General features: G+C 72.9%; 21 protein-coding genes, 1 tRNA gene and 1 riboswitch. Of the genes, 10 read left to right on the plus strand and 12 right to left on the minus strand.

Annotation, left to right across the window (positions count from 1 at the left end):
- From RB146_09605 to RB146_09620, 4 genes are all read right to left on the minus strand, one after another.
- Nucleotides 1-557 (minus strand): DUF72 domain-containing protein (locus tag RB146_09605; protein MDQ7829233.1); only part of this gene is annotated, 557 nt, incomplete at its 3' end.
- A gap of 6 nt (nt 558-563) precedes the next feature.
- The gene (locus tag RB146_09610) at nt 564-950 is read right to left on the minus strand and encodes a plastocyanin/azurin family copper-binding protein (protein ID MDQ7829234.1); all 387 of its coding nucleotides are present in this window, start codon (nt 948-950) and stop codon (nt 564-566) included.
- Entirely contained in the window at nt 950-2,197 is a 1,248-nt protein-coding gene (locus RB146_09615) for a sulfite oxidase (protein MDQ7829235.1), read from the minus strand. The genes RB146_09610 and RB146_09615 overlap by 1 nt, the downstream gene beginning before the upstream one ends.
- A 169-nt stretch (nt 2,198-2,366) precedes the next feature.
- The gene (locus tag RB146_09620; GenBank protein MDQ7829236.1) at nt 2,367-3,995 is read right to left on the minus strand and encodes an NAD(P)/FAD-dependent oxidoreductase; all 1,629 of its coding nucleotides are present in this window, start codon (nt 3,993-3,995) and stop codon (nt 2,367-2,369) included.
- Nucleotides 3,996-4,107: 112 nt separating this feature from the next.
- Between RB146_09620 and RB146_09625 the strand changes: the two genes are divergently transcribed.
- Nucleotides 4,108-4,248 (plus strand): hypothetical protein, encoded by a 141-nt coding sequence (locus tag RB146_09625; protein MDQ7829237.1) that lies wholly within the window; start codon nt 4,108-4,110, stop codon nt 4,246-4,248.
- 111 nt (nt 4,249-4,359) lie between these two features.
- Here RB146_09625 and RB146_09630 read toward each other — a convergent pair whose 3' ends face one another.
- Nucleotides 4,360-5,211 (minus strand): Ku protein, encoded by an 852-nt coding sequence (locus RB146_09630; GenBank protein ID MDQ7829238.1) that lies wholly within the window; start codon nt 5,209-5,211, stop codon nt 4,360-4,362.
- 510 nt (nt 5,212-5,721) lie between these two features.
- Here RB146_09630 and RB146_09635 point away from each other — a divergent pair.
- Nucleotides 5,722-6,546 carry a hypothetical protein gene (locus tag RB146_09635; protein ID MDQ7829239.1) on the plus strand — a complete coding sequence of 275 codons (825 nt, stop codon included), beginning with the start codon at nt 5,722-5,724 and terminating at the stop codon, nt 6,544-6,546.
- On the opposite strand, the gene RB146_09640 is transcribed toward RB146_09635, so the two are convergent.
- The 3 genes from RB146_09640 to RB146_09650 all read right to left on the minus strand — a co-directional run bounded on the left by RB146_09640 (nt 6,543) and on the right by RB146_09650 (nt 8,974).
- Nucleotides 6,543-6,767, minus strand: coding sequence for a hypothetical protein (locus RB146_09640; protein ID MDQ7829240.1), 225 nt, complete (start codon nt 6,765-6,767; stop codon nt 6,543-6,545). The genes RB146_09635 and RB146_09640 overlap by 4 nt on opposite strands.
- 11 nt (nt 6,768-6,778) lie before the next feature.
- Nucleotides 6,779-7,243: an LLM class flavin-dependent oxidoreductase gene (locus RB146_09645; protein MDQ7829241.1), complete on the minus strand. Its 465-nt coding sequence runs from the start codon at nt 7,241-7,243 to the stop codon at nt 6,779-6,781.
- 96 nt (nt 7,244-7,339) lie between these two features.
- Nucleotides 7,340-8,974 carry a DUF885 domain-containing protein gene (locus RB146_09650; protein ID MDQ7829242.1) on the minus strand — a complete coding sequence of 545 codons (1,635 nt, stop codon included), beginning with the start codon at nt 8,972-8,974 and terminating at the stop codon, nt 7,340-7,342.
- A gap of 48 nt (nt 8,975-9,022) precedes the next feature.
- Between RB146_09650 and RB146_09655 the strand changes: the two genes are divergently transcribed.
- The 6 genes from RB146_09655 to thrC all read left to right on the plus strand — a co-directional run bounded on the left by RB146_09655 (nt 9,023) and on the right by thrC (nt 13,073).
- Nucleotides 9,023-9,580: a hypothetical protein gene (locus RB146_09655; protein MDQ7829243.1), complete on the plus strand. Its 558-nt coding sequence runs from the start codon at nt 9,023-9,025 to the stop codon at nt 9,578-9,580.
- 194 nt (nt 9,581-9,774) lie between these two features.
- The gene (locus RB146_09660; GenBank protein ID MDQ7829244.1) at nt 9,775-10,704 is read left to right on the plus strand and encodes a hypothetical protein; all 930 of its coding nucleotides are present in this window, start codon (nt 9,775-9,777) and stop codon (nt 10,702-10,704) included.
- Nucleotides 10,705-10,795: 91 nt separating this feature from the next.
- Nucleotides 10,796-10,872, plus strand: a tRNA-Pro gene (locus RB146_09665).
- A gap of 24 nt (nt 10,873-10,896) precedes the next feature.
- Entirely contained in the window at nt 10,897-11,532 is a 636-nt protein-coding gene (locus RB146_09670; protein ID MDQ7829245.1) for a protein-L-isoaspartate(D-aspartate) O-methyltransferase, read from the plus strand.
- 67 nt (nt 11,533-11,599) lie between these two features.
- Nucleotides 11,600-11,678: riboswitch (cyclic di-GMP riboswitch) on the plus strand.
- Nucleotides 11,679-11,715: 37 nt separating this feature from the next.
- Entirely contained in the window at nt 11,716-11,865 is a 150-nt protein-coding gene (locus tag RB146_09675) for a hypothetical protein (GenBank protein MDQ7829246.1), read from the plus strand.
- A 152-nt stretch (nt 11,866-12,017) separates the two neighbouring features.
- Nucleotides 12,018-13,073, plus strand: a complete 1,056-nt coding sequence (thrC, locus tag RB146_09680; GenBank protein ID MDQ7829247.1) for a threonine synthase — start codon at nt 12,018-12,020, stop codon at nt 13,071-13,073.
- A gap of 186 nt (nt 13,074-13,259) precedes the next feature.
- Here thrC and RB146_09685 read toward each other — a convergent pair whose 3' ends face one another.
- The 4 genes from RB146_09685 to RB146_09700 all read right to left on the minus strand — a co-directional run bounded on the left by RB146_09685 (nt 13,260) and on the right by RB146_09700 (nt 17,291).
- A complete protein-coding gene (locus tag RB146_09685; protein ID MDQ7829248.1) occupies nt 13,260-14,258 on the minus strand; it encodes an ABC transporter permease in 999 nt (332 codons plus the stop codon).
- A complete protein-coding gene (locus tag RB146_09690) occupies nt 14,242-15,201 on the minus strand; it encodes an ABC transporter ATP-binding protein (protein MDQ7829249.1) in 960 nt (319 codons plus the stop codon). Before RB146_09690 ends, RB146_09685 begins: the two co-directional genes overlap by 17 nt.
- 10 nt (nt 15,202-15,211) lie before the next feature.
- Nucleotides 15,212-16,372, minus strand: a complete 1,161-nt coding sequence (locus RB146_09695; GenBank protein MDQ7829250.1) for an NEW3 domain-containing protein — start codon at nt 16,370-16,372, stop codon at nt 15,212-15,214.
- A gap of 85 nt (nt 16,373-16,457) precedes the next feature.
- A complete protein-coding gene (locus tag RB146_09700) occupies nt 16,458-17,291 on the minus strand; it encodes a cyclase family protein (GenBank protein ID MDQ7829251.1) in 834 nt (277 codons plus the stop codon).
- Between the two features lie 341 nt (nt 17,292-17,632).
- Between RB146_09700 and RB146_09705 the strand changes: the two genes are divergently transcribed.
- Together RB146_09705 and RB146_09710 are read left to right on the plus strand one after the other, a co-directional pair.
- The gene (locus tag RB146_09705) at nt 17,633-17,995 is read left to right on the plus strand and encodes a cupredoxin domain-containing protein (GenBank protein ID MDQ7829252.1); all 363 of its coding nucleotides are present in this window, start codon (nt 17,633-17,635) and stop codon (nt 17,993-17,995) included.
- Between the two features lie 105 nt (nt 17,996-18,100).
- Nucleotides 18,101-19,102 carry a plastocyanin/azurin family copper-binding protein gene (locus tag RB146_09710; protein MDQ7829253.1) on the plus strand — a complete coding sequence of 334 codons (1,002 nt, stop codon included), beginning with the start codon at nt 18,101-18,103 and terminating at the stop codon, nt 19,100-19,102.
- Nucleotides 19,103-19,305: the final 203 nt, after the last annotated feature.

A 19,305-nucleotide genomic window follows, 5' to 3' on the forward strand; every position in this document is an offset into this window, starting at 1 on the left:
GTCGAGCGGTGCAGGCGCAGGTAGGCGAAGGGGCCGAGGAAGCGCAGCACCGGCTCGTCCTCGTCCGACTCCATCACCGCCAGCGGCGTGGCGTGCTCCTCCAGCAGCGCGTAGACAGCGTCGTCGTGCCAGGAGGGGTGGCGCACCTCCACTGTGCGCGGCCCCGGCGGCAGCAGGTGGAGGAAGTCGCGCAGCAAGCCCACGTCGCGCCGCAGGCTCGGCGGGAGCTGGAAGAGCAGCGGCCCCCGCCGGTCCCGGAGAGGGTCGACCCGCTCGAGCAGGAGCCGCAGCGGCGCCTCGACGTCGCGCAGGCGCCTCTGGTGGGTGATGACGCGGTGGGCTTTCAGCGCGAAGCGAAACCCCGGCGGGGTGGCCTCGCGCCACGCCTCCACCTGGTGGATGGAGGGGAAGCGGTAGAAGGTGTGGTTCAGCTCGACGGTGGGCAGGCGGCGGCTGTAGTGGTGGAGCATGCGCGCCGCCGGCAGGTCCGGCGGGTAGAAGTCCCCGCGCCACTCCGGATAGCTGAACCCCGACGTCCCGGCGTAGAGGCGGGCCACGACCCGCTACGGCGCGACCTTGAGCGTCCCCACCATCCCGGCGTCCTTGTGGCCCGGCAGGGTACAGACCATCTGGAAGGTCCCGGCCCGCAGGATTACCCGCACCTCCTCGGCGGTGCCCGGCGGGATCACCGCGATCTCGCCGACGGTGCGCCGCGCCCCGTCCTGGATGACGAAGTTGTGCTCGATGGAGCCGACATTGCGGACCACGAAGGTGGTCTCGCCCGGCCGCACCGTGAGCTCTTTGGGCTCGAAGGCGAACTCGCGCGCGCGCACTTCGACGACCTGGGAGGGGGCGGCGGCGACCTGCGATGGGCTACGTGCAGGAAGGGAAGCCGCCAGGGCGACACTCAGGGCCAGGCCCGCCCCAACGGCGCGACCGCCTCGAGTCATCACCTCACCGTGAGGGGATGGCCGATCACCGCGTTGAACAGGTAGCCCTGTTCGTTGAAGGGGACGATGGCCGGCTGGGTGTTGCCGCGCTCGTCCGTGGCCCGCACCCGCAGGCTGTAGGTCCCCGGCCGGGCCTCCCAGACGAAGTCCCAGCGGGCCCAGGCCCGGGCGATGTTGGGCTCGCGTAGCTGGGCCTGGTGCCACGTGATGCCGCGGTCGAGGCTGTACTCCACCCGGGCGATGCGTCCCACGGGCGACCAGGAGCGTCCGCGGACGAGACGCCGCCCCGCCGCGACCTCTCCCTCCCAGGGGAGCTCGAAGGCGCTCTTCAGGTTCTGCAGCGTGAGAATGGGGCCGCGAGCCGGGGGCTGGGGCTGGTAGTCCGGGCCGATCATGACGTAGCTGTCCGTGTTCCAGGCGGAGTAGAGCGGTTGCTCGGAAACCTCGATGCGCCCCACCCACTTGATGTTCGCGATCCCGATCCAGCCGGGCACGAGGACGCGCACCGGGAACCCGTGGTCGGGGGGCAGGGGCTGGCCGTTCATCGCGTAGACCAGCAGCGTGTCCTCCTCGAGCGCCTTGGCGATGGACATCGGCCGCCGCACCCGCAGCTCGTCGAGGCCCTCCGGCATCACGTCCCGGGCGGTGCGCTTCAGGCCGGCCCGGTCCAGGACCTCGCGCAGCGGCACCCCGGTCCACTCCGCCACGCCGACGGCCCCGAGGCGCCACTGCGTCCCGGAGGCCCGCCGGCCGTACGTGGCCTCGAAGAAGCTGCGCCCGTTGCCCGCGCACTCGATGTAGCGGATGACCGAGACCGCCGGCATGGCCAGGATGTCGTCATAGGTGAGCTCGAGCGGGCGGGCGACACCCGAGCCTTCCACCCTGAGGCGCCACGTGGCCACGTCGATGCGCGGCGTGCGGGTGTGGTTGCGGATGAAGAACAGCTCGTTGGGGACGAGGTAGCCGCGGCCGTAGAGGTTCTCCCAGCGCATCTCCTTGTTGCTGCCGAAGTCGTAGAACCACTCCGGCGGGGTGGGCTTCACGACCAGCTCAGCCGGAGCGGGGGCGGCACGGGTCCGTCCCCGCCCGCCGGCCACGCCGGCGAGGGCGGTCGCGGCCGTGCCGGCGGCCAGCACCTGCAGCAGCCGGCGGCGGGAGATGCCGCGCTGTCGGCTCTCCTGCCACACCCGCTCCTCCCGCCGGGCCTGCAGGTAGAGACCTTCTTCACGGAGATCCTGGTCGTCCATGGTCACGCCTCCAGTGCTTCCCGGACGCTCACGGTCGGAGTGAGACAGACTCCCGAGGTGGCCTTTTCCCCGTCCCGCGGCCGTCCTCCTGGCGAGACGCTCGCGCAACCGCTCCCGGCGACCGGTAGCCCTCGCGCCCACGGTGCCGCGGGAAGACCGGGAAGTGCCCTCAAGGACGCACCCCTACGCGGCGGAGCACCGCCTGGGCCGCCATTCGGCCCGTCTCGGCCCCGCCGTTCATGAATCCCTGGAAGTCCAGGCTGCAGTGCTCGCCTGCGAAGAAGAGGTTCCCGACGGGGAGGCGCTCGGCGCCCCGCACGCTCGTCCACTGCCCGGGCTTCCAGCAGGCGTAGGAGCCCTTCGTGAAGGGGTAGGTGGGCCAGTGCCAGCGCGCGCCGCGGCCCGTGCGCGCCCGGACGGTCCCCGGGAAGACGCGCTCCACCCCCGGCAGCAGGCGGACCTCCTGCGCCTCGACCGTGCCACGCCCCACCGCCAGCCCTGGCGTCCCCCCGGAGAAGAGCGTCACCCCACCCACCGGGCCGGGCTGCCCCCGGCTGTTGTCCCAGCACAGCTGGAAGCCCTCGTCGCTGTAGGCCGCTCCCGAGTATCCCTGCCGGCGCCAGGGCCGCTCCAGGAGCCCGAACATCAGCTTCGCGTTGGTCCCGTAGCCCAGCTCCCGGATCGTCCGCCACTTCCACGCCGGCAGGTCCACGCCCAGATCGACCTCGCGCAGCACGGTGAAGGGGATCGCCAGCACCGCCAGGTCGGCGCGCACCTCCACCAGTCCCGCACCCCGGCGCTCGAAGGTCAGGGTGAAGCCGCGCCCGCGGGGGCGGACCGCCACGAGCCGGTGGCTGAGGTGGACCTGCGCCGCCAGCCGGCGCGCCAGGGTGTCCACCACCTGCTGGTTGCCCCCGCGTACCTTGTACCGCTCGTCGCTGTCGCCCACGATCTTGAACCCCTCGCGCAGGTCGGTGCCGATCATGTCGATGAAGTTGAGCGCCGACTGCTCCCCGGCATCGAGGCCGAACTCGGTGACGTAGGCCACCTCGAGGAGCTCCCGGATCCATCCGGTCGCGCCGATGCGGCCCAGGTACTCGGCGAGCGACAGGCGGTCCAGCGCTACGGCCGTTGCCGCCTCCGGGCTGCGGCTCTGCCGGAAGTCGATCTCGTCGGGGAGGCGGTCGGCGTCGGCGGCGATGCGCCGGGCCAGGGGGCGGAAGGCCTCGATCACCTCCGCCTCCCGGCGGTGCCGGCCGTCGAAGACGTAGGCGTCGCGCAGCGCCGCTTCGCCCGGGCCCTCCATGTCCATCAGCTCCAGCCCGAAGGCCCGGACGAGGGCGAGCAGGTCGGTGTGGTCGCTGTTGATGAACTCTCCGCCGAACTCGGTGACGAGCCCCGGGGCCAGCACGTCCCGCCGCGAGAACATCCGCCCGCCGGTCCGCCCGGCCGCCTCGTAGACCTGGGCCTGCACCCCCGCCCGGCGGAGGTGGTAGGCGGCGGTCAGGCCGGCGATGCCGGCGCCCACGATGACCACGCGGACGTCGGTGCGGCGTGGCGCGCCGAGGAGGGCAGGGGCGAGCGGCCCCGCGGCGGCGCCGGCCCCGAGCAGGGCGGCCGTCGCTGCGGCCGACCGCAGGAAGCGGCGGCGGGTGAGGCCCTCGCGGGCCAGCTCCGGCAGCTCGTCGACGGGAGGAGCCCCCGGCCGGTCGGATGCCGCGGCCAGGCGTACGGCACGGCGGAGGGCCGCCAGGAGCGGCGAGTGGGCGCCACCCCGGGCACGTCGCGTCTGGGCCATGGGAGATCCCTCCTCGGGAGCCCTGGAAGGCATCACGCCACGCACCCGTGGGCGCCTGACGTTGCGGGAGTATTTCGACAGGACCCCGCCGGACCTTTCCGCCGCCGTTTCCGTGACGCGGGCGGCGGGTAACCTCCTCTGGCGAGGTGAGCGCCATGTCGATGGAGACGGGGTGGAGGAGCAGGACGTGCAGGGGGTGGCGCTCCTGCGCGACGCCATCGCCCGTCAGGTCCGGGAGGACCGGTGGGGGTAGGGGGGAGGCTGACCCGACGGTGAGACGACCGGCGCGCCCCCCAGACGGCGCGCCGGTCTGCCCGGAGCCCGGAGTCCCGGAGGCGGCCTGCCCGGAGCCCCGGAGCGGGCGCTAGCGGTGCCGCTCCCGCATGGCCGCGGCGGCCTGGGCCCGGGACGCTCCCCGCCGCGCCGGTCCCGGCTTCTCCTTCTCCTTGCGCGCCAGCTCCAGGCTGCGCCGCAGCGCCTCCATCAGGTCGACCACCTTCTCCGGCTTGGGCGCCTCGGGGACGACCACGGCCTCGCCCTCGACCTTCGCCTTGATGAGGGCCAGCAGCTTCTCGCGGTACTCGTCCCGGTACTCCTCCGGAGTGAACGCGTCGGTCATGCCCTCGATGAGCTGGACGGCCATCTTGCGCTCGTTGGGATGGACCTTCGCCTGGACCGGGAACTCCTCCAGGTCCTCCATCTTGCGGATCTCGTCGGCGTAGAAGAGGATCGACAGGACGAGCCCGTCGCGGTAGGGGCGGACGACCACGAGGTGCTCCTTCTCCCGCAGCACCACCTTGCCCACCGCCACCTTGTTGGCCTCGCGCAGGGCCTCCTGCAGCAGGACGTAGGCTTTGGCGCCGCCGTCGCCCGGGGCCAGGTAGTAGGACTTCTCGTAGAAGATGGGGTCGATCTCCTCCAGGTTGACGAACTCGGCGATGTTCACCGTCTGGGCGGTCTCGAGGGGCACCCGCTCCAGCTCCTCGTCGGTGAGGGTGACGAACTTGCCGCGCGCGTACTCGTAACCCCGCACGATGTCCTCGTAGGGGACGATGGCTTCGTGGTAGGGGCACCAGCGGCGGTTCTGAATAGGGGTCCCACAGGTCTTGTGGAGCAGGCGGAAGTGGAGGTCCTTGGGATCCTCCGCTGTGTAGAGCTTCACCGGGATGGTGACCAGCCCGAAGGTCAGGTAGCCTTTCCAGATGGGCCGAGGCATGCTCGAGCCCCCTTCCTGCGACACCGGATCGAGCCCGCGTGGCGTCGCGGTCCACTGCACAGACTAATTTTCCATTATAGCCTCTATGGCTTCTACAGATATAGCCTCTACAGAGCTGTGCCCCTCATCCCGCTGCTTGTGCCCGTGCGGGCCCCCGGCTGGATCAGAGAGCAGGTGGCTGCGGGCCGGGCGGCCCGGCCGGCCGGGGGCTGACGGCGGTCGTTCAAACGCGGAGGTCGGTGAACAGCCGCTCCTCGAAGGCGATGCCTGAGCTCGAGACCAGGTCTCCGACCGTGCTGGACACCAGGACCTCGCCGGACCCGGCCATGCCCGCCACCCGCGCCCGCGGAACCGGCGGAGCTCCGCTCGGACCAGCGCGTAGAACCGCTGGAGGTATCCGACCGGCGATCCGCCGGCCCTCCGTAGACGAGGGCGGTTTGAGATGTCGTCTGAACGGCCAGGAGGACCGTCAGGACGATGTTACAATGGCGTACTGATGGGACACCCGTCGTGCGTGAGGCCACCGCGGCGGGCGTCGGCCGGCCGGTGGCCCTGCCCGGCCGGGATCGAGAGGAGGCGGACGTGGACCTCAGCGGCTTCCTGCGCTACTGGTCGCTCACCCTGGCCGTGTTCATCATCTACGCCTTCATGTTCCTGGCCGCCCTGGTCGACTTCGCCATCGAGGTGAACGAGCAGATCGCCAAGCGCCGGGCCGCCGCCACCGGCAAGCGCCCCGCGCCGGTGCCGCCCATGCCCGGCAAGACCGTGGCCTCCACCATCGACAGCCCGGGCCAGGCGCTGGAGGGGAAGCGGCGCTGGGTGTACGAGCACGTCGCGCTGCCCGTGGTACGCGACCTGGGGCTGCACGTCAAAGTCCTCGTCCTGGAGGACTCCAAGCACCATCCCTTCGTGCAGCTCTCGGACGGGCAGCGCCTGGTCAGCTACCGGGTCAACCGGGAGGCCGTGGAGCAGGCCATGGCCGGGGAGCCGGCGCGGATCGAGGAGATCAAGACCTTCCTGCGTCGCCAGCTGGCGGCGGACTTCCTGGGCCGGGAGGAGGAGCGGCCCCCGCGGGTGACCGAACTCCAGCGCGAGGCGGCGGCGAAGCCGGCGCCGGCGGCACGGGCGGCCGGCGGGGGGACCGCTCCGGCCCCTGCGGCGGCGTCCCCCTCGGGCGCGCCGGCCCGGCCTCCGGCCGCCCGGGCTTCGGCCGCTGGCCGGGCTTCGGCCCCCCGACCCGCCGGCGAGTCCACACAGGGGTCGGCGGCGCCTGCCCCGGCGGCTCCGGCTCCGGCCTATGGAGAAGGATCGGACGGGGGCGAAGCCTCCGGTTAGGCGCGGGCGGTGGTGAAGGCGGGCAGGACTTCCTCGGCGAGCAGGCCCAGCATCTCCCACTCCCGTCCGTAGGGGAAGAGGAAGATGACCTGGGCGATGCCGAGCGCCTGGTAGGCTGCAAGGCGCTCCCGCACCGCGTCCGGCGTGCCCACCGTCCCCCCGCGCAGGCGGCGGGCCGTCTCCTCCGGCGACAGGCCCCGGCCCCGCAGCAGCTCGTCCACCAGCGCTTCGACTACACCTGGTAGTGGCGGCCGCGGACTGTGGCGCGCTCCTGCGTCCACATCGCCCGCACGATCTCCAGCGCGTCCTGCAGTTGCTCCACCCGCACCGGCGCCGGCGGGAACGGGTAGCCATAGGCCAGGTACTCCGCCTCTTTCCACCCGGTGCCGATCCCGAACTCCAGCCGGCCGCCGCTCATGACGTCCACGGTGGCCGCCATCTCCGCCAGCAGGCTGGGCTGGCGGTAGGACTGGGCGGTGACCAGCGGCCCCAGGCGCACCCGGGTGGTGCGCTGGGAGAGGGCGGCCAGCAGCGTCCAGGCCTCCAGGCACGGGCGGTCCGGCTCGGCGGGGGTGAGGAAGAAGTGGTCGGTCACCCACAGGTGGGTGTAGCCGGCCTGCTCCGCCTCCCGGGCGATGGTGGTGACCGCCTCGTAGGTGAACCCGAACTGCGGCTCGATCTGCACGCCGAACTCCATCCGTCCCACCTCGGGCGGGCTCTGGTCTCAGCACGTCGCGTCCCGCAGGGCATACGCTCCGGCCCGCGCGCTCCGACCGTCGCCCGGGCCCCCTCCTCAGAGGAGGCGGCCGTCGTCGTGCGCCAGCAGCGCCCGGCGCGCCAGCGCCAGCGGCGGCGCGCCCAGCGCCAGCAGGCGGTCGTGGAAGGCACGCAGCGAGAAGGCCGCCCCCTGCTCCCGCTGCACGTCCTCGCGCAGCTTGCGCAGCGCGAGCTTCCCCAGCGTGTAGTACAGGTACCCGGGGTCGAAGGTGCCGCGCTGCGCTTCCTTGGACGCCGGCAGCGCCTCCAGGAACGCGCGCTCCATAAAGAGGCGGCGGGCCTCCTCCAGGGTCATCCCGCGGGTGTGCATGCCGATGGAGACCAGGAAGCGGACCACCCGCACGAGCGCTCCGGTCAGCACGCCCAGCCGGAAGCGCGGGTCGGGATCCACCCCGACCTCGGCCATCATCTCCTCGCAGTAGTGGGCCCACCCCTCGACGAAGGCGTAGCTGGTGAAGATGCGGGGCGCGCGCGAGGGGATCCGGCGGACGTGCATGAAGTGGACGAAGTGCCCGGGGTAGGCCTCGTGGATGCTCGTGGCCCGCAGCGAATGGTAGGCGAACTCCGAGAGCCACTCCTCCCGCTGCTCGGGCGGCCAGGCCGGGTCGGGCGGCGTGACGTAGTAGTACGACTCGGTGGCCCGCTCCTCGAAGGGCCCCGCCGTGTCCATCATGGCGAAGGCCCAGCGGGCGAAGGGCGGCGTTTCCTCCACGCGCGGGTGGGCGTCCGGGAGCGTGACGATCCCCCGCGCCGCCAGGAAAGCCCGCAGCTCCTCCAGGGTGCGGCGCGTGGCCTCCAGCAGCTCCGCCTCCGGCGGGTGGTCCCGGGCCAGCCGGCGCAGCACCTCGTGCGGCGTGGCGTGCGGGTCGAGCTCGGCAGCGGTGCGCGCCACCGCCTCGCTGAGCCGCTCCAGCTCCGCTTCCCCGACCGCCACCAGGCGGTCGAGGGGCAGGTCGAGCAGCTCTCCGGTCTCGAGCATGCGGCGGTAGGTGGTCTCGCCGATGGCGAAGGCGTCCACCGCCCGCGGCGCGGCCACCTCGTCGAGCCACGCCAGGAACCGCCGGACGGCCGCGGCGGCAGAGGCGGCGGCGCGCAGGCAGGCCCCGCGCACCTCCTCGGGGACGTCCCGCACCGCGGTCGGCACCGTCTCCTCGAAGAAGGCGAGGTGGCCGCGGTAGATCTCCCGCGCGGTCTCCAGGTGTGGTCGGGGCACGGGCTCGGTGAGGTGGCGACGCGCCCCCTCCAGGTACGGCCCCACCCCCTCCAGGTGACGGGTGAGCGCGCGCACGCGCTCGGCAAGCGGGGCGTAGTCGCGCTTGAGGTAGAGGGTCACGTCCAGCGGGTAGCTGGCCACGATGGGGCTGGAGGTGTGCTGCCGCCACTCCGTCCACTCGAAGAGCTCGTAGCGCACGGCGGCGTGGACCAGCGCCAGCTCATGACGCTGCTGCGGGCTCAGGGCGTCCAGGGCGACCTCCGCCAGCCGGCGGTCGAAGGTGCGGAGGTCCCGCACCCGGGCGTCCACGGCTTCCGGGGAGAGGTCGCCGGGCTGGCCGTCGTGCTGGTGCAGCCCCAACCCGGCGGCATAGGCCGGATAGAAGGCCAGGAAGGCGTCGATGACGGCGTCGAGGAGGGCCTGAAGGTCGGTGGGCATGGGCCACCAGAGAGTTCGGCACCCGCAGGGTAAAGTCCTGATGTGACGGTGGACCTCCCGTTGCGTGCCTACCTGGAGGCCCTGGCCACTCCGCCCGGAGCGCCGGGAGCGGAGAGTGCGACGGCCGTCGCGGCAGCACTCGCCGCGGCGCTCGTCGCCATGGGGATTCGGGCAGTGGGCCCGGTCCAGGAGGCCGAGGGGCGCCGGCGGGGCGAACGGCCCGGGCCGGAGGGAGAGTTACCCGCGCTGGCGGGCCGGGTCGAGGAGGAGCGCCGCCGCTTCGAGCAGCTGGCCGCCGCGCCGGGGAGCGTCGAGACGCTCCTGCAGACCGCTGAAGGGGCCGCCCGGACGATCGACCTGGCGCTCCAGGCCTACGGCCGCCTCACCGCACGGCCACCGGCCGCGCTGGCCGGACTGGTCGGCGGGATCGCGCTCGCACGGGCGGCGGCGGACGCGGCGGTGCAGGTGGCCCTGGTCCACCTCGAACAGGTGGGAGATCCTCTGGAGCGGGCCGCGGCCAAGACGCGCGCGACCGGCCTGGCGCAGCGAGCGCGCCGTGCCGAGGCCGAGTTCCTGGCGGCGATGGCCACCGCAGGGACGACCTGAAGAACGACCAAGCCGCCCCTCGGCGACAGCGTCCGAGGACAGCGCTGGCTCCGTTCACCCCCGAAATCTCAGCGTCCCTTGCCGATCTCTGGGATGTGAGTTTCCTGACGGGCGTCCACACGCGCGTCGGCGCGGCAGACAGGGCCGGCCGCGGAGGCAAGGCCTGCGTGGCGGGTGCGCGACGGACCCGAGGGGTGCCGGCGCCGGTCCTGTGCGTGCTCGGGTTCGTCTCGGGCCTGGTACTGGTCCTCGGTGGAGTGGCCCCTCCCTCTGGACCGGCGCTGGCCCCCGGCCAGCCCGGGCTCGTCTCGGCGCCGGCCCCGGCGTCCACCCCGGACTCGTCGATCGCGGTGGCGACGGCTGGGTCGCTGGACCCTCCACCCACCGGACCCCCGGTGGGCACGCGCTGCGGTCTCGAGCTCGCGGTGGTGAACCTGCGCGAGGAGGTGGGCCAGACCATCCGCCTCCGGGGAACGGTGCGCAACCTGGGGGCCCAGCCGGCGTCCGAGGTCGTCGTCGTGGTCACGCCTCGAGGACGCCCTGCCCCCGCGTGGGGTGGTGGCCCGAGCGAGACGTGGCGCAGCGCCGCCGGTGGTGGCGCGCTGCCTGACCTCCCGGCCCCCCTGCGGGTGGCGGTCGCGGCCCGGCTCCCATCGGGGGGCGAGGCCGCGTTCACCGTCGACCTAGGCCGGAGGGTCGTCCGCGGCTACGCGCTGCACGTGGAAGCGCAGGGCCCGCCGTCATCGTGGGCGTCGCCGGCCGTCCGCCGGCATCTCCCACCGACGGCGTATCGGGCGTGGGAGGAGGAGGCGATGGTCTACTGCGTCCAGGTGCGGACGGAGGTGTCCGAGCCTGAGGCGTTACCGCGCGGTGAGTTCCGGCGGGCGATCACGCTCCGGGTCGTGCCCCACTGCCCGGCCTACGCGCGCATCACCGGCGTGGAGGTGGAGGTGCGCTGGACAGTGCTCGGACGGGACGCCGGGCTGCCGGCGCCGCGCGACGGGCGGGTGGTGCGGCTCCGCCCGCCAGCGTGGACGGCGGTCGTGCCGGTCGCGCACCCGCACCCGTTCACGCTGACGGTCCTGGCGCGCGTCCTCGGCGTCCGCTGGCGCCTGGCGTACTAGCGCCGTCGGCCTTGCCGGGCCCGGATGCGCCTCCCGCCTCCGGTCCGCTCCCCTCCGTGCCGCGGCGGTCGTGCTATACTCGCGGCGGGGTCGGGGCGTAGCGCAGCCTGGAAGCGCGTCTGCTTTGGGAGCAGAAGGTCCCCGGTTCGAATCCGGGCGCCCCGACCAGTGCGCACCCGGTACGCTTGAGGCGTGACCGGCACGCCCGAAGATCTTGTTCGGGTGCTCACGGCCGAAGGGGTGCGCGACACGGCGCTACTCCAGGCCTTCAGGGAGATCCCGCGGGCCGCGTTCGTCCCTCCGGAACTGGTCCACCTCGCCTACACCGACCAGCCGCTGCCCATCCCGCACGGCCAGGTCACCACCCAGCCCTCCCTGATCGCCAGGATGATCGAGGCGCTCCAGCTCACCGGGTCAGAGAAAGTCCTGGAGATCGGGACCGGGTATGGCTTCCAGACCGCGCTGCTGGCCCGGCTCAGCCGCATGGTGTGGAGCGTGGAGCGCTGGCCCGACATCGCCGCCACTGCCCGGGCGAACCTGGCGCGCCAGGGTATCCGCAACGCCGTGGTAATCGTCGGCGACGGTACCGAGGGACTGCCTGGGGAGGCGCCCTTCGAGGCGATCCTGGTCTCGGCCGCCTTCCCCCGTGTGCCCCAGCCCCTCGCCGAACAGCTGGCCCTCGGTGGGCGGCTGGTGCAGCCCATTGGCTCGGGCGGCGACGAGGTAGTCACCCTCTTCGAGCGCACGCCCGAGGGGTTGGTGAAGCGCCGCGAGATCACGCTGGCCTACTTCGTCAGGCTCTACGGGAGACACGGCTTCCCCGGCTGATGAGCTCGGCGCCTGGGGTCTCGTCTACGCGACCTCGGCCAGCGGGCATAGGGAGGGTGGGACCAGCCTCCGACAAGGGCAACCTCGAAGCGATTCGAGCGCGCAAAGCCGCGGGTCTCGCATCACGAGATGGCCGGGCTGCCGAAGAGGCCACCGGGAGGCGTCCCAGGGGAGGGTGACGCCGTGCTGGAACGATCCCGGTCCGAGGTCCAGGCCGACGCCGCCTCGCTGCGCGAGGAGCTCGAGTTCGGACTCAAGGCCGTGGGGGTGGCGGTGGGCAGCGTGGCCGCGCTATGGGCGGCGCTGCAGGGAATGAAGCTGCTGGGACTCTAGGCGCCCGGCCGGCCAGCGTCCGGCCGCTCACCGGCCGGAGGTCACACGCCCGCTCACCGGCCGGAGGTCGCACCTGCGCGAGGGAAGGGGGCGGCGGCGCTCCCTTCCGCGTTCTGCGGGGATTTCCGCGTCGGCGGGCGAAGGGAAGCACCATGGGCTGGCCGGGCGTCATCGAAGCCTACCGCGACTTCCTCCCCGTCTCATCCCGGACCCCGGTCATCACGCTGCTGGAGGGGAATACGCCGCTGGTGCCCTCGACCCGCCTGGGGCCGCATCTGGGCCTGCGCCTCTTCTTCAAAGTGGAAGGCGCCAACCCGACCGGATCCTTCAAGGACCGGGGGATGACGGTCGCTGTCTCCCGTGCGCTGGAAAGGGGTGCCCGCGGAGTCCTCTGCGCCTCCACCGGAAATACGGCCGCTTCGGCGGCCGCCTACGCGGCCCGAGCGAGGCTGCCCTGTCTGGTCCTGCTGCCGGCCGAGGGGGTCGCCGTCGGCAAGCTGGCCCAGGTCGCGGCGCACGGGGCGCGCCTCGTGCTGGTGCAGGCGGGGTTCGACGCGGCGATGGCGGCCGTGCGGGCCCTGGCCGCCGAGCTCGCCGTTGCGGTGGTGAACTCGCTCAACCCCGACCGGCTGGCGGGCCAGCAGACAGCGGCCTTCGAGCTCTGCGAGGCCCTGGAGGGGGCCCCGGACGTCGTCGTCCTTCCGGTGGGCAACGCGGGGAACATCACCGCCTACTGGCAGGGGTTCCGGGCCTTTCAGGCGGCGGGCCGTATCGCCACGCTCCCGCGGATGGTGGGCGTGCAGGCCGAGGGTGCCGCCCCCCTGGTGCGGGGCGAGGCCGTCCCGCAACCGGAGACGGTGGCCAGCGCCATCCGGATCGGCCATCCCGTCAGCTGGGACGGTGCGCGGCGGGCGGTGGCCGAGAGCGGCGGGCAGGTGCTCGCAGTGAGCGACGGGGCCATCCTGCAGGCGCAGCGCGCTTTGGCCGAGGAGGAAGGCCTGCTGGTGGAACCGGCCTCCGCCGCCGCCTACGCGGGGGTGGAGCGCCTGGCTGTCAGCGGGCTGGCGCGCGGGAGCCTCGTCGTCTGCGTCCTCACCGGCCACGGCCTCAAGGACCCCGACGTCCTCCGGCGCGGCGTCGCGCTGCCCGAGCCGGTCGCGCCGGACCTGGACACCCTGCGCCAGGTCCTGACCCGCCACCTGGCGTAGGAGACGTCGTCGGCCGAGCGCAGGTTCCGCCGCTCCGAGGGCGTGTGCGGCCGCTCGTACGCGCCTGACGCCGTTCGTGCGTCAACTGGGTCCGGACCCAGTTCCGTTCGGTATGCTGGCGACGGCTGACGACGGCCGGGCGGCGGCGGACGGTCAGGCAGAGGGGACGTCAGGCAGAGGGGACGGTCAGGCTCGCACCTCCTGCCGCTGGAACTGCACGTAGGTCGCCGCGAAGATGAGCACCATCGCCGCGATCAGCCCGGTGAACTGCGGCCAGGAGAGGAGGAGGCTCTGGCCGAGCGGCAGGGGAGCGCCGAGCAGCGCCCGCTCGAGCTGGGTGATGAGGACGGGGCCCAGGGCGCGGACTTCGGGGTTGAGCAGCGTGACCACCACCTCGGCGTAGAGGGTGTTGGGGGAGAGGCGGGAGAGCCACAGCCGCCACTGGGCGTGGGCCAGCTCGCTGAGCGGGTCGAGGGGCGGGCGGAGCACCGAGGCGATGATCCCGGCGATGATGTCCCAGAAGATGGCGAAGAAGAGCCAGACCGCGATCGCGGCCAGGGCGGACGTGGCCGGCTGGCGGAAGGTCACCGAACAGAGCTGCGCCAGCGCGAGCCAGATGCCGGCGTAGGCGACGGTGGCCGCTACGTAGAGGAGGCCGCGGGCCACCTCCTCACCGCTCGGTACCACGCCCAGGCGGAAGATGCCGAGCCCGGTGACAAGCAGCCACAGCGCCAGCACGACCAGGGCGATGGTGCCGAGCGCGGCCAGGAACTTGCCGAACAGCAGCGCGTCCCGGTAGATCGGCTGCGCCAGCACGCGGCTGAGGGTGCGGCGGTTGTGCTCGCCGTTCACCGCGTCGAAGCCCAGCGCGATGGCGGTGAGGGGGATGAGGAAGCCGAGGAAGGCGACGAAGGAGTAGGGGAGGGGTTCCTGGGCCACGGTGAAGAGCTTGAGGAAGAGGAAAGGGTCCTCGGCGACGGTGGTGCGCAGGTTCTGGATGGCGGAGTAGACCGTCCCGAGCGCCACGAGGAACATCAGCCCCTCGAGCAGCTGCATCCGCACGCTGGAGAGGTGGTCGGCCAGCTCCTTCAGGGCGACCGCCCCGAGGCCTGTCCAGGGGGAGCCGGCGCGCTGGCGCCCCACGGGCGGGGCGACGGTGGGCGGGGTCTCAGTGCTGACGGCCATCACGGGCCTCCTCGAAGTAGCGGGCGTAGACCTCGTCGAGCCCCAGTTGCTCCAGGCTCAGCTCCAGGAGCTGGGCCCCGGCGGCCACCGCGCGGCGGGCGGCCTCGGCGCGGCAGTCACGCTGCGCCTCCAGGAGGTAGCGGCCCGGCCCGTCCCGGCGCACGCGCACGACACCGGGCACCTGAGCCAGCACGCCCTCCAGGTCCGGGCCGTCGGTGGCCAGCCGCACCCGGTAGGCGCCCCCCAGGACCCGGGCGGAGAGCTCCTCCACCCGCCCCTCCAGCACCATGCGGCCGCGGTGGAAGAGGCCCACCCGGTCGCAGACCGCCTGGACCTGGTGGAGGAGGTGGCTGCTCAGGAGGATGGTGATCCCGTCCGCACGCAGCCCGCGGATGAGGCCGAGGAACTCCAGGGCGGCCTCCGGGTCGAGGCCGATGGTGGGCTCGTCCAGGATGGCCACCTGGGGGCGCTTGAGCAGGACATCCGCCAATCCCAGGCGCTGGCGCATGCCGCGGGAGTAGGTGGCCACCGGTCGGTCGGCGACGTCGGCGATGCCCATGCGCTCCAGCACCTCGGCGATGCGCGCTTCGGCCTCCGCCCGGGGGAGGCCGTTGAGGCGGGCGGTGTAGCGCAGGTTCTCCCGACCGGTTAGCTCGTCGTAGAAGCCGACCGAGTCGGGCATGTAGCCGACCCGGCGCTTCACCTCCAGCGGCTCCCGCACCGGGTCGTGCCCGAGGACGCGGGCCTCCCCGGCGGTGGGCTCGGTCAGCCCGAGGAGCATGAGGATCGTCGTCGTCTTCCCCGAGCCGTTGGGCCCGAGCATGCCGAAGACCTCGCCGGCGTGGACGGCCAGGTCGAGGTGGTCGACCGCCACCGTCGCACCGTAACGCTTGCTGAGCCCCCGCGCCTCGATGACGGGAGCGGGGTGAGGTAGCGTGCTCACCGCCGGAGGCTCACCGCCGCCCGTAGCGAGCCACGGCCAGCCCCACCACGCTGAGGGCCACGGCCACGAGGAGGATGCCGGTGAGCCCCCACAGGGTGGAGGTGTACACCGTGATGCGGAAGTCCGCCGACTTGGACTCCCCACCGGTGTTGGCGGTGAGGGTCACCATGTAGTCACCGGCGACGGCCTTGGCGGCCGGGCGCACGCTCATCACCACCTCGCGTTCCCCGTCCGGCGGGATCTGGTCGATGCGCTCCGGCTCGAAGGTGATCTCCCACCCGCTGGGCGGGCTGGCGGTGAGCTCGACGTTGCGCGCCACGGCGCTGCCCTGGTTCTTCACCACGAGCTTGATGGCGTTCGTGCGCCCCGCCGTGGCCCGTCCGGAGAGGCGCTCGTCCGGGGTGGTGATGGAGAGGTCGGGCCGGCCGGTCACCTCCACGCCCAGCGTCGTCTCCGCCCGGGCGTCGCCGGCCACGGCCCGCACCCGTACCTGGTAGCGTCCGGCCGGGGTGCGCCGGGGCATGGAGACCTCCACGTCGAGGTCCTTCGACTCCCCCGCCTTGACCGGCAGGCTACTCACCTGCTGCCCCACCGACTGGAACGTCACCTGGAAGGCGCGGGGCGCTTCGGCCTCCAGGTTCACCAGGAGGTCCTGGGCGCTCTGGTTCTCCAGCGTGACGCGGTAGCGGAAGGTGGTTGTGGCGGGGCCGCTGAGGGAGGGCAGCTCGGGCGTCAGGCGCAGCCGCGCCGGCGAGACCTGCCCCAGCGTGAGTGCCAGCAGCAGCACCGCCTGACCGCGCTCCCCCTGGGCGACGAGGCGGAAGCGATAGGTGCCGGCGCGCGCGTGGGCCGGGGGCTCCAGCCGGAGAGTGAGCGAGGCCTCACCGTCGGGCAGGACGTGCACGGCCCCGACGGGCCGTCCTCCGCCGAGGATCGTCGCCTTCCAGCCGGGCGCTGCCTGCTCCACCCGGATCGTCACGGTCTGCGGCGGCAGGCCGTGATTGCGGACGGTGAGCGGCAGGCTGATGGGCTCGTCTCCCCGCACCGTCTGGCTGGGGTACGGGGTCGAGAGCGAGATCCCCCGAAACGCCTGTGCCCCGGCCGGTCCGGGCGCGCTCCCTCCGAGCAGCAGGATCAGCACGGCAACGACGGCGGCGAGCCGCAACGACATTCCTCTCCTCCCCTCGTCCATGGTATCGTCCCCTCGTCCATGGCGTGGTCACTGGTGGACGGGCCACGACGCCCCACACAGCAATCTACCAGATGGCCACCACCCGCGTCGGCCCGCCCGAGCCGGCGACGACCTTGGGCGCCCCGACGAAGACCCAGGCCCCCGCCGGCGGGATGGCGGCGAGGTTGGCCAGGTTCTCCAGGCCCCACCGCCCGGCCGGCAGCCAGGTCGTGTGGGTCTTGAAGTCCTTCGACGCCCCGAAGTCCAGGCTGAGCGTGTCCACGCCGATGCCCACGACGTCGCGCTCGTGCAGGAGGAAGGCGGCGGCGTCCGGGTGGAAGCCGGGGAAGTGCATTACCCCGGCCGCGTCCGGGTTGCGGAAGGCCTGCGCGCTGCCGGCGCGGCGCTCCCACCCGCTGTGCATGAAGACCGCCGCCCCACGGGGCAGCCGCCCGTAGCGGCGCTCCCAGGCCCGGAGGTCGTCCACCGTCAGGCGCGTGTCGGGGTCACGGGCGGCCCGCTCGTGGATGTGCACGACGGCCACCGGGGCGAAGAGCGTGCCCACCGCCACCTGGTCCACCGTCGGGGCCCCCTCACCGAAGTGGGCCGGGGCGTCCATGTGCGTCCCCACGTGCTCCCAGTAGCTGAGGTTGAGCCCGTAGTAGCCGTCCTTCTTTACCGTCACGGCGACGTCGGCCTTCAGGGCAGGCTGGCCGCTGAAGGTGGGGAAGGTCGGCTTGAGGGTGTGGGTGAGGTCCTGCATGCGGGTGATGCGCAGCGTCCGCGGGGCCGCCAGGGCTTCGGCCGGTGCGGCCAGGCGCGCGACGGCGGCCGCGGCCACGGCCGTCCCGGCGGCCCGCAGGAAGCCGCGCCGGTCTACCTGCCGCTGCACCGCCTCCATCACGATGGGTCCACACATCGCCAGATCACCTCCGTGCAGCCTGATTGACGGCGCCCGTCGGCATGCCGGTGCCGGGGATGAGTTTCGCGGTCGGCCCCGGCTGGCTCCTCGTCCCTGCTGCCCCGTCCACGCTAAAGGGCCGTGCTAAGGATTGTGCTAAGGTCGGCCGCTACCTTCAGGGGCCGGAGGGAGGTGTCGGATCGGCGGCGCGGGAGCGACGTCAGGAGCGGGCGAGGGAGGAGATTGGCCGCCCGGGGCGTATGATGGGAAGGCACCTGCTGGGCCCTGCGGCGCAACAGGTTCCCCAGGACGTCAATCGAAGAGCGCGTGGTGTGCGAAGGGCTCTGCCGGTCCTTGTCGTGTCCCTGGGTGTGCTCGCCCTTGCCCTCGCCGTCTGGGTGGTGGACCGCGGCCGCGTGGGGGGCAGCGACGGCGGCCGGGCGGTCGGGGTCGGCGACGACGCGCAGGTCGTCGAGACGAAGGACAACTACTTCGTCCCGGCGGTGCTGACCGTCCGTCCGGGCCAGCGGGTGCGGTGGGTGAACCGGGGGCAGGTGCCGCATACCGCCACGAGCCTGGACGGGGTCTGGGACTCGAAAACCCTCGCCCCGGGTGGGAGCTACACCTTCCTCTTCCGCCGGGCGGGGACGTACCGCTACCTGTGCCTGCTCCACCCCCTCCAGGGGATGTACGGCACCGTCGTCGTCGGCGGGAGGGGGTGAGAGGTCGGGCAGCCGGTTGGGTGGCTGTCACGATACCTGAAGAGGCCGAATGGGGTTCGAGGTGGCGCACACGAGGTATCAACAGACGCCAAAGGCGTGGTGGGAATGCGACGATGGCTCATCGTGGTGAGCCTGGTACTGCTGGTGGGCTCGCTGTCCACAGCGGCCCGGGCGACGCAGGGCGGTGCACGAACCTGGACGGTGCTCGCCGGTGGGGGGACGAAGGACAGGGCGGTCGTGGCCAACGCCTTCTTCCCGCGCACGGTCGAAGTCGCCGTGGGCGACACCGTGCGCTGGCAGTTCGAGGGCTTCCACAACGTGGCGTTCACCAGCGGGCAGCGGCCGCCGGCCATCGAGGTCCACGAGGGCGGCCGGACCTACTTCAACCCGGAGGTTTTCTTCCCGGTGGGCCCGCGCACGTACGACGGGACGGGCTACCGGAACTCCGGTACGCCCCCGATGGGTCCGGGGGCGTCCCGGCCCTTCACCTACGAGTTGACCTTCACCAAGGCCGGGACCTACGAGTACGTGTGCATCCTCCACGGTCCGGCCATGTCGGGGCGGGTGGTCGTGCGCGAGCGGGCCACCGGCTCGCCGGAGGCGGTGCTCCGGCAGGCCCGCGCCGAGCAGGCGGCCACGATCCGCGCCGGCCAGGCCGCCTGGGCGAAGTACCGGCCGACCCGCGCCGGGCGGACCGTGACCGTCCCCATGGTCGGGGACGTCCGGGCGGGCTACTCCATCCTGCGGTTCACCCCCCAGCCGTTGCGGGTCCGCGTGGGTACCACCGTCACCTGGACGATGGCCGACAACTTTGAGATCCACACGGTGACCTTCCTGGGAGGCCAGCAGCCGCCGGAGTTCGTCCTGCCGCAGCCCCAGGCCCAGGGCCCGCCGCGGCTGCTGCTCAACCCCAAGGTGGCCCGGCCGACCAGGAGCCAGACCTACAGCGGGACCGGCTACGCCAACTCCGGCGTCCTCTACCCGCCGGCCGCGCCAGCGAGCCTCCCCAAGCGGTTCAGCCTGACCTTCACTCGCAAGGGGCGGTACGAGTACTGGTGCATCGTGCACGTCCCCGAGGGCATGAAGGGCGTGATCGTGGTGGAGTGACGCGGGGCGGGGGGCGCGGGAGAGCCCGAGGGGCCGGAGCGGTCCGGCCCCTCGGGCGTTCTGGGGCAGGGTGGGCACCGGCGGACGCAGCGGAGTAGGGTGAAGGGGGAGATGGCGCCCCGCGGCCGCTCCAGGCCCGGGTCCAACGGGAAAGTTCGGAGGTGGGAGGGCCGCTCGCCCATGCCCGTGCCACGGCCACTCCC

The sequence above is a fragment of the Armatimonadota bacterium genome, assembly GCA_031081585.1.
GTDB classification, from domain to species: Bacteria; Sysuimicrobiota; Sysuimicrobiia; order Sysuimicrobiales; family Humicultoraceae; genus Geohabitans; species Geohabitans tengchongensis.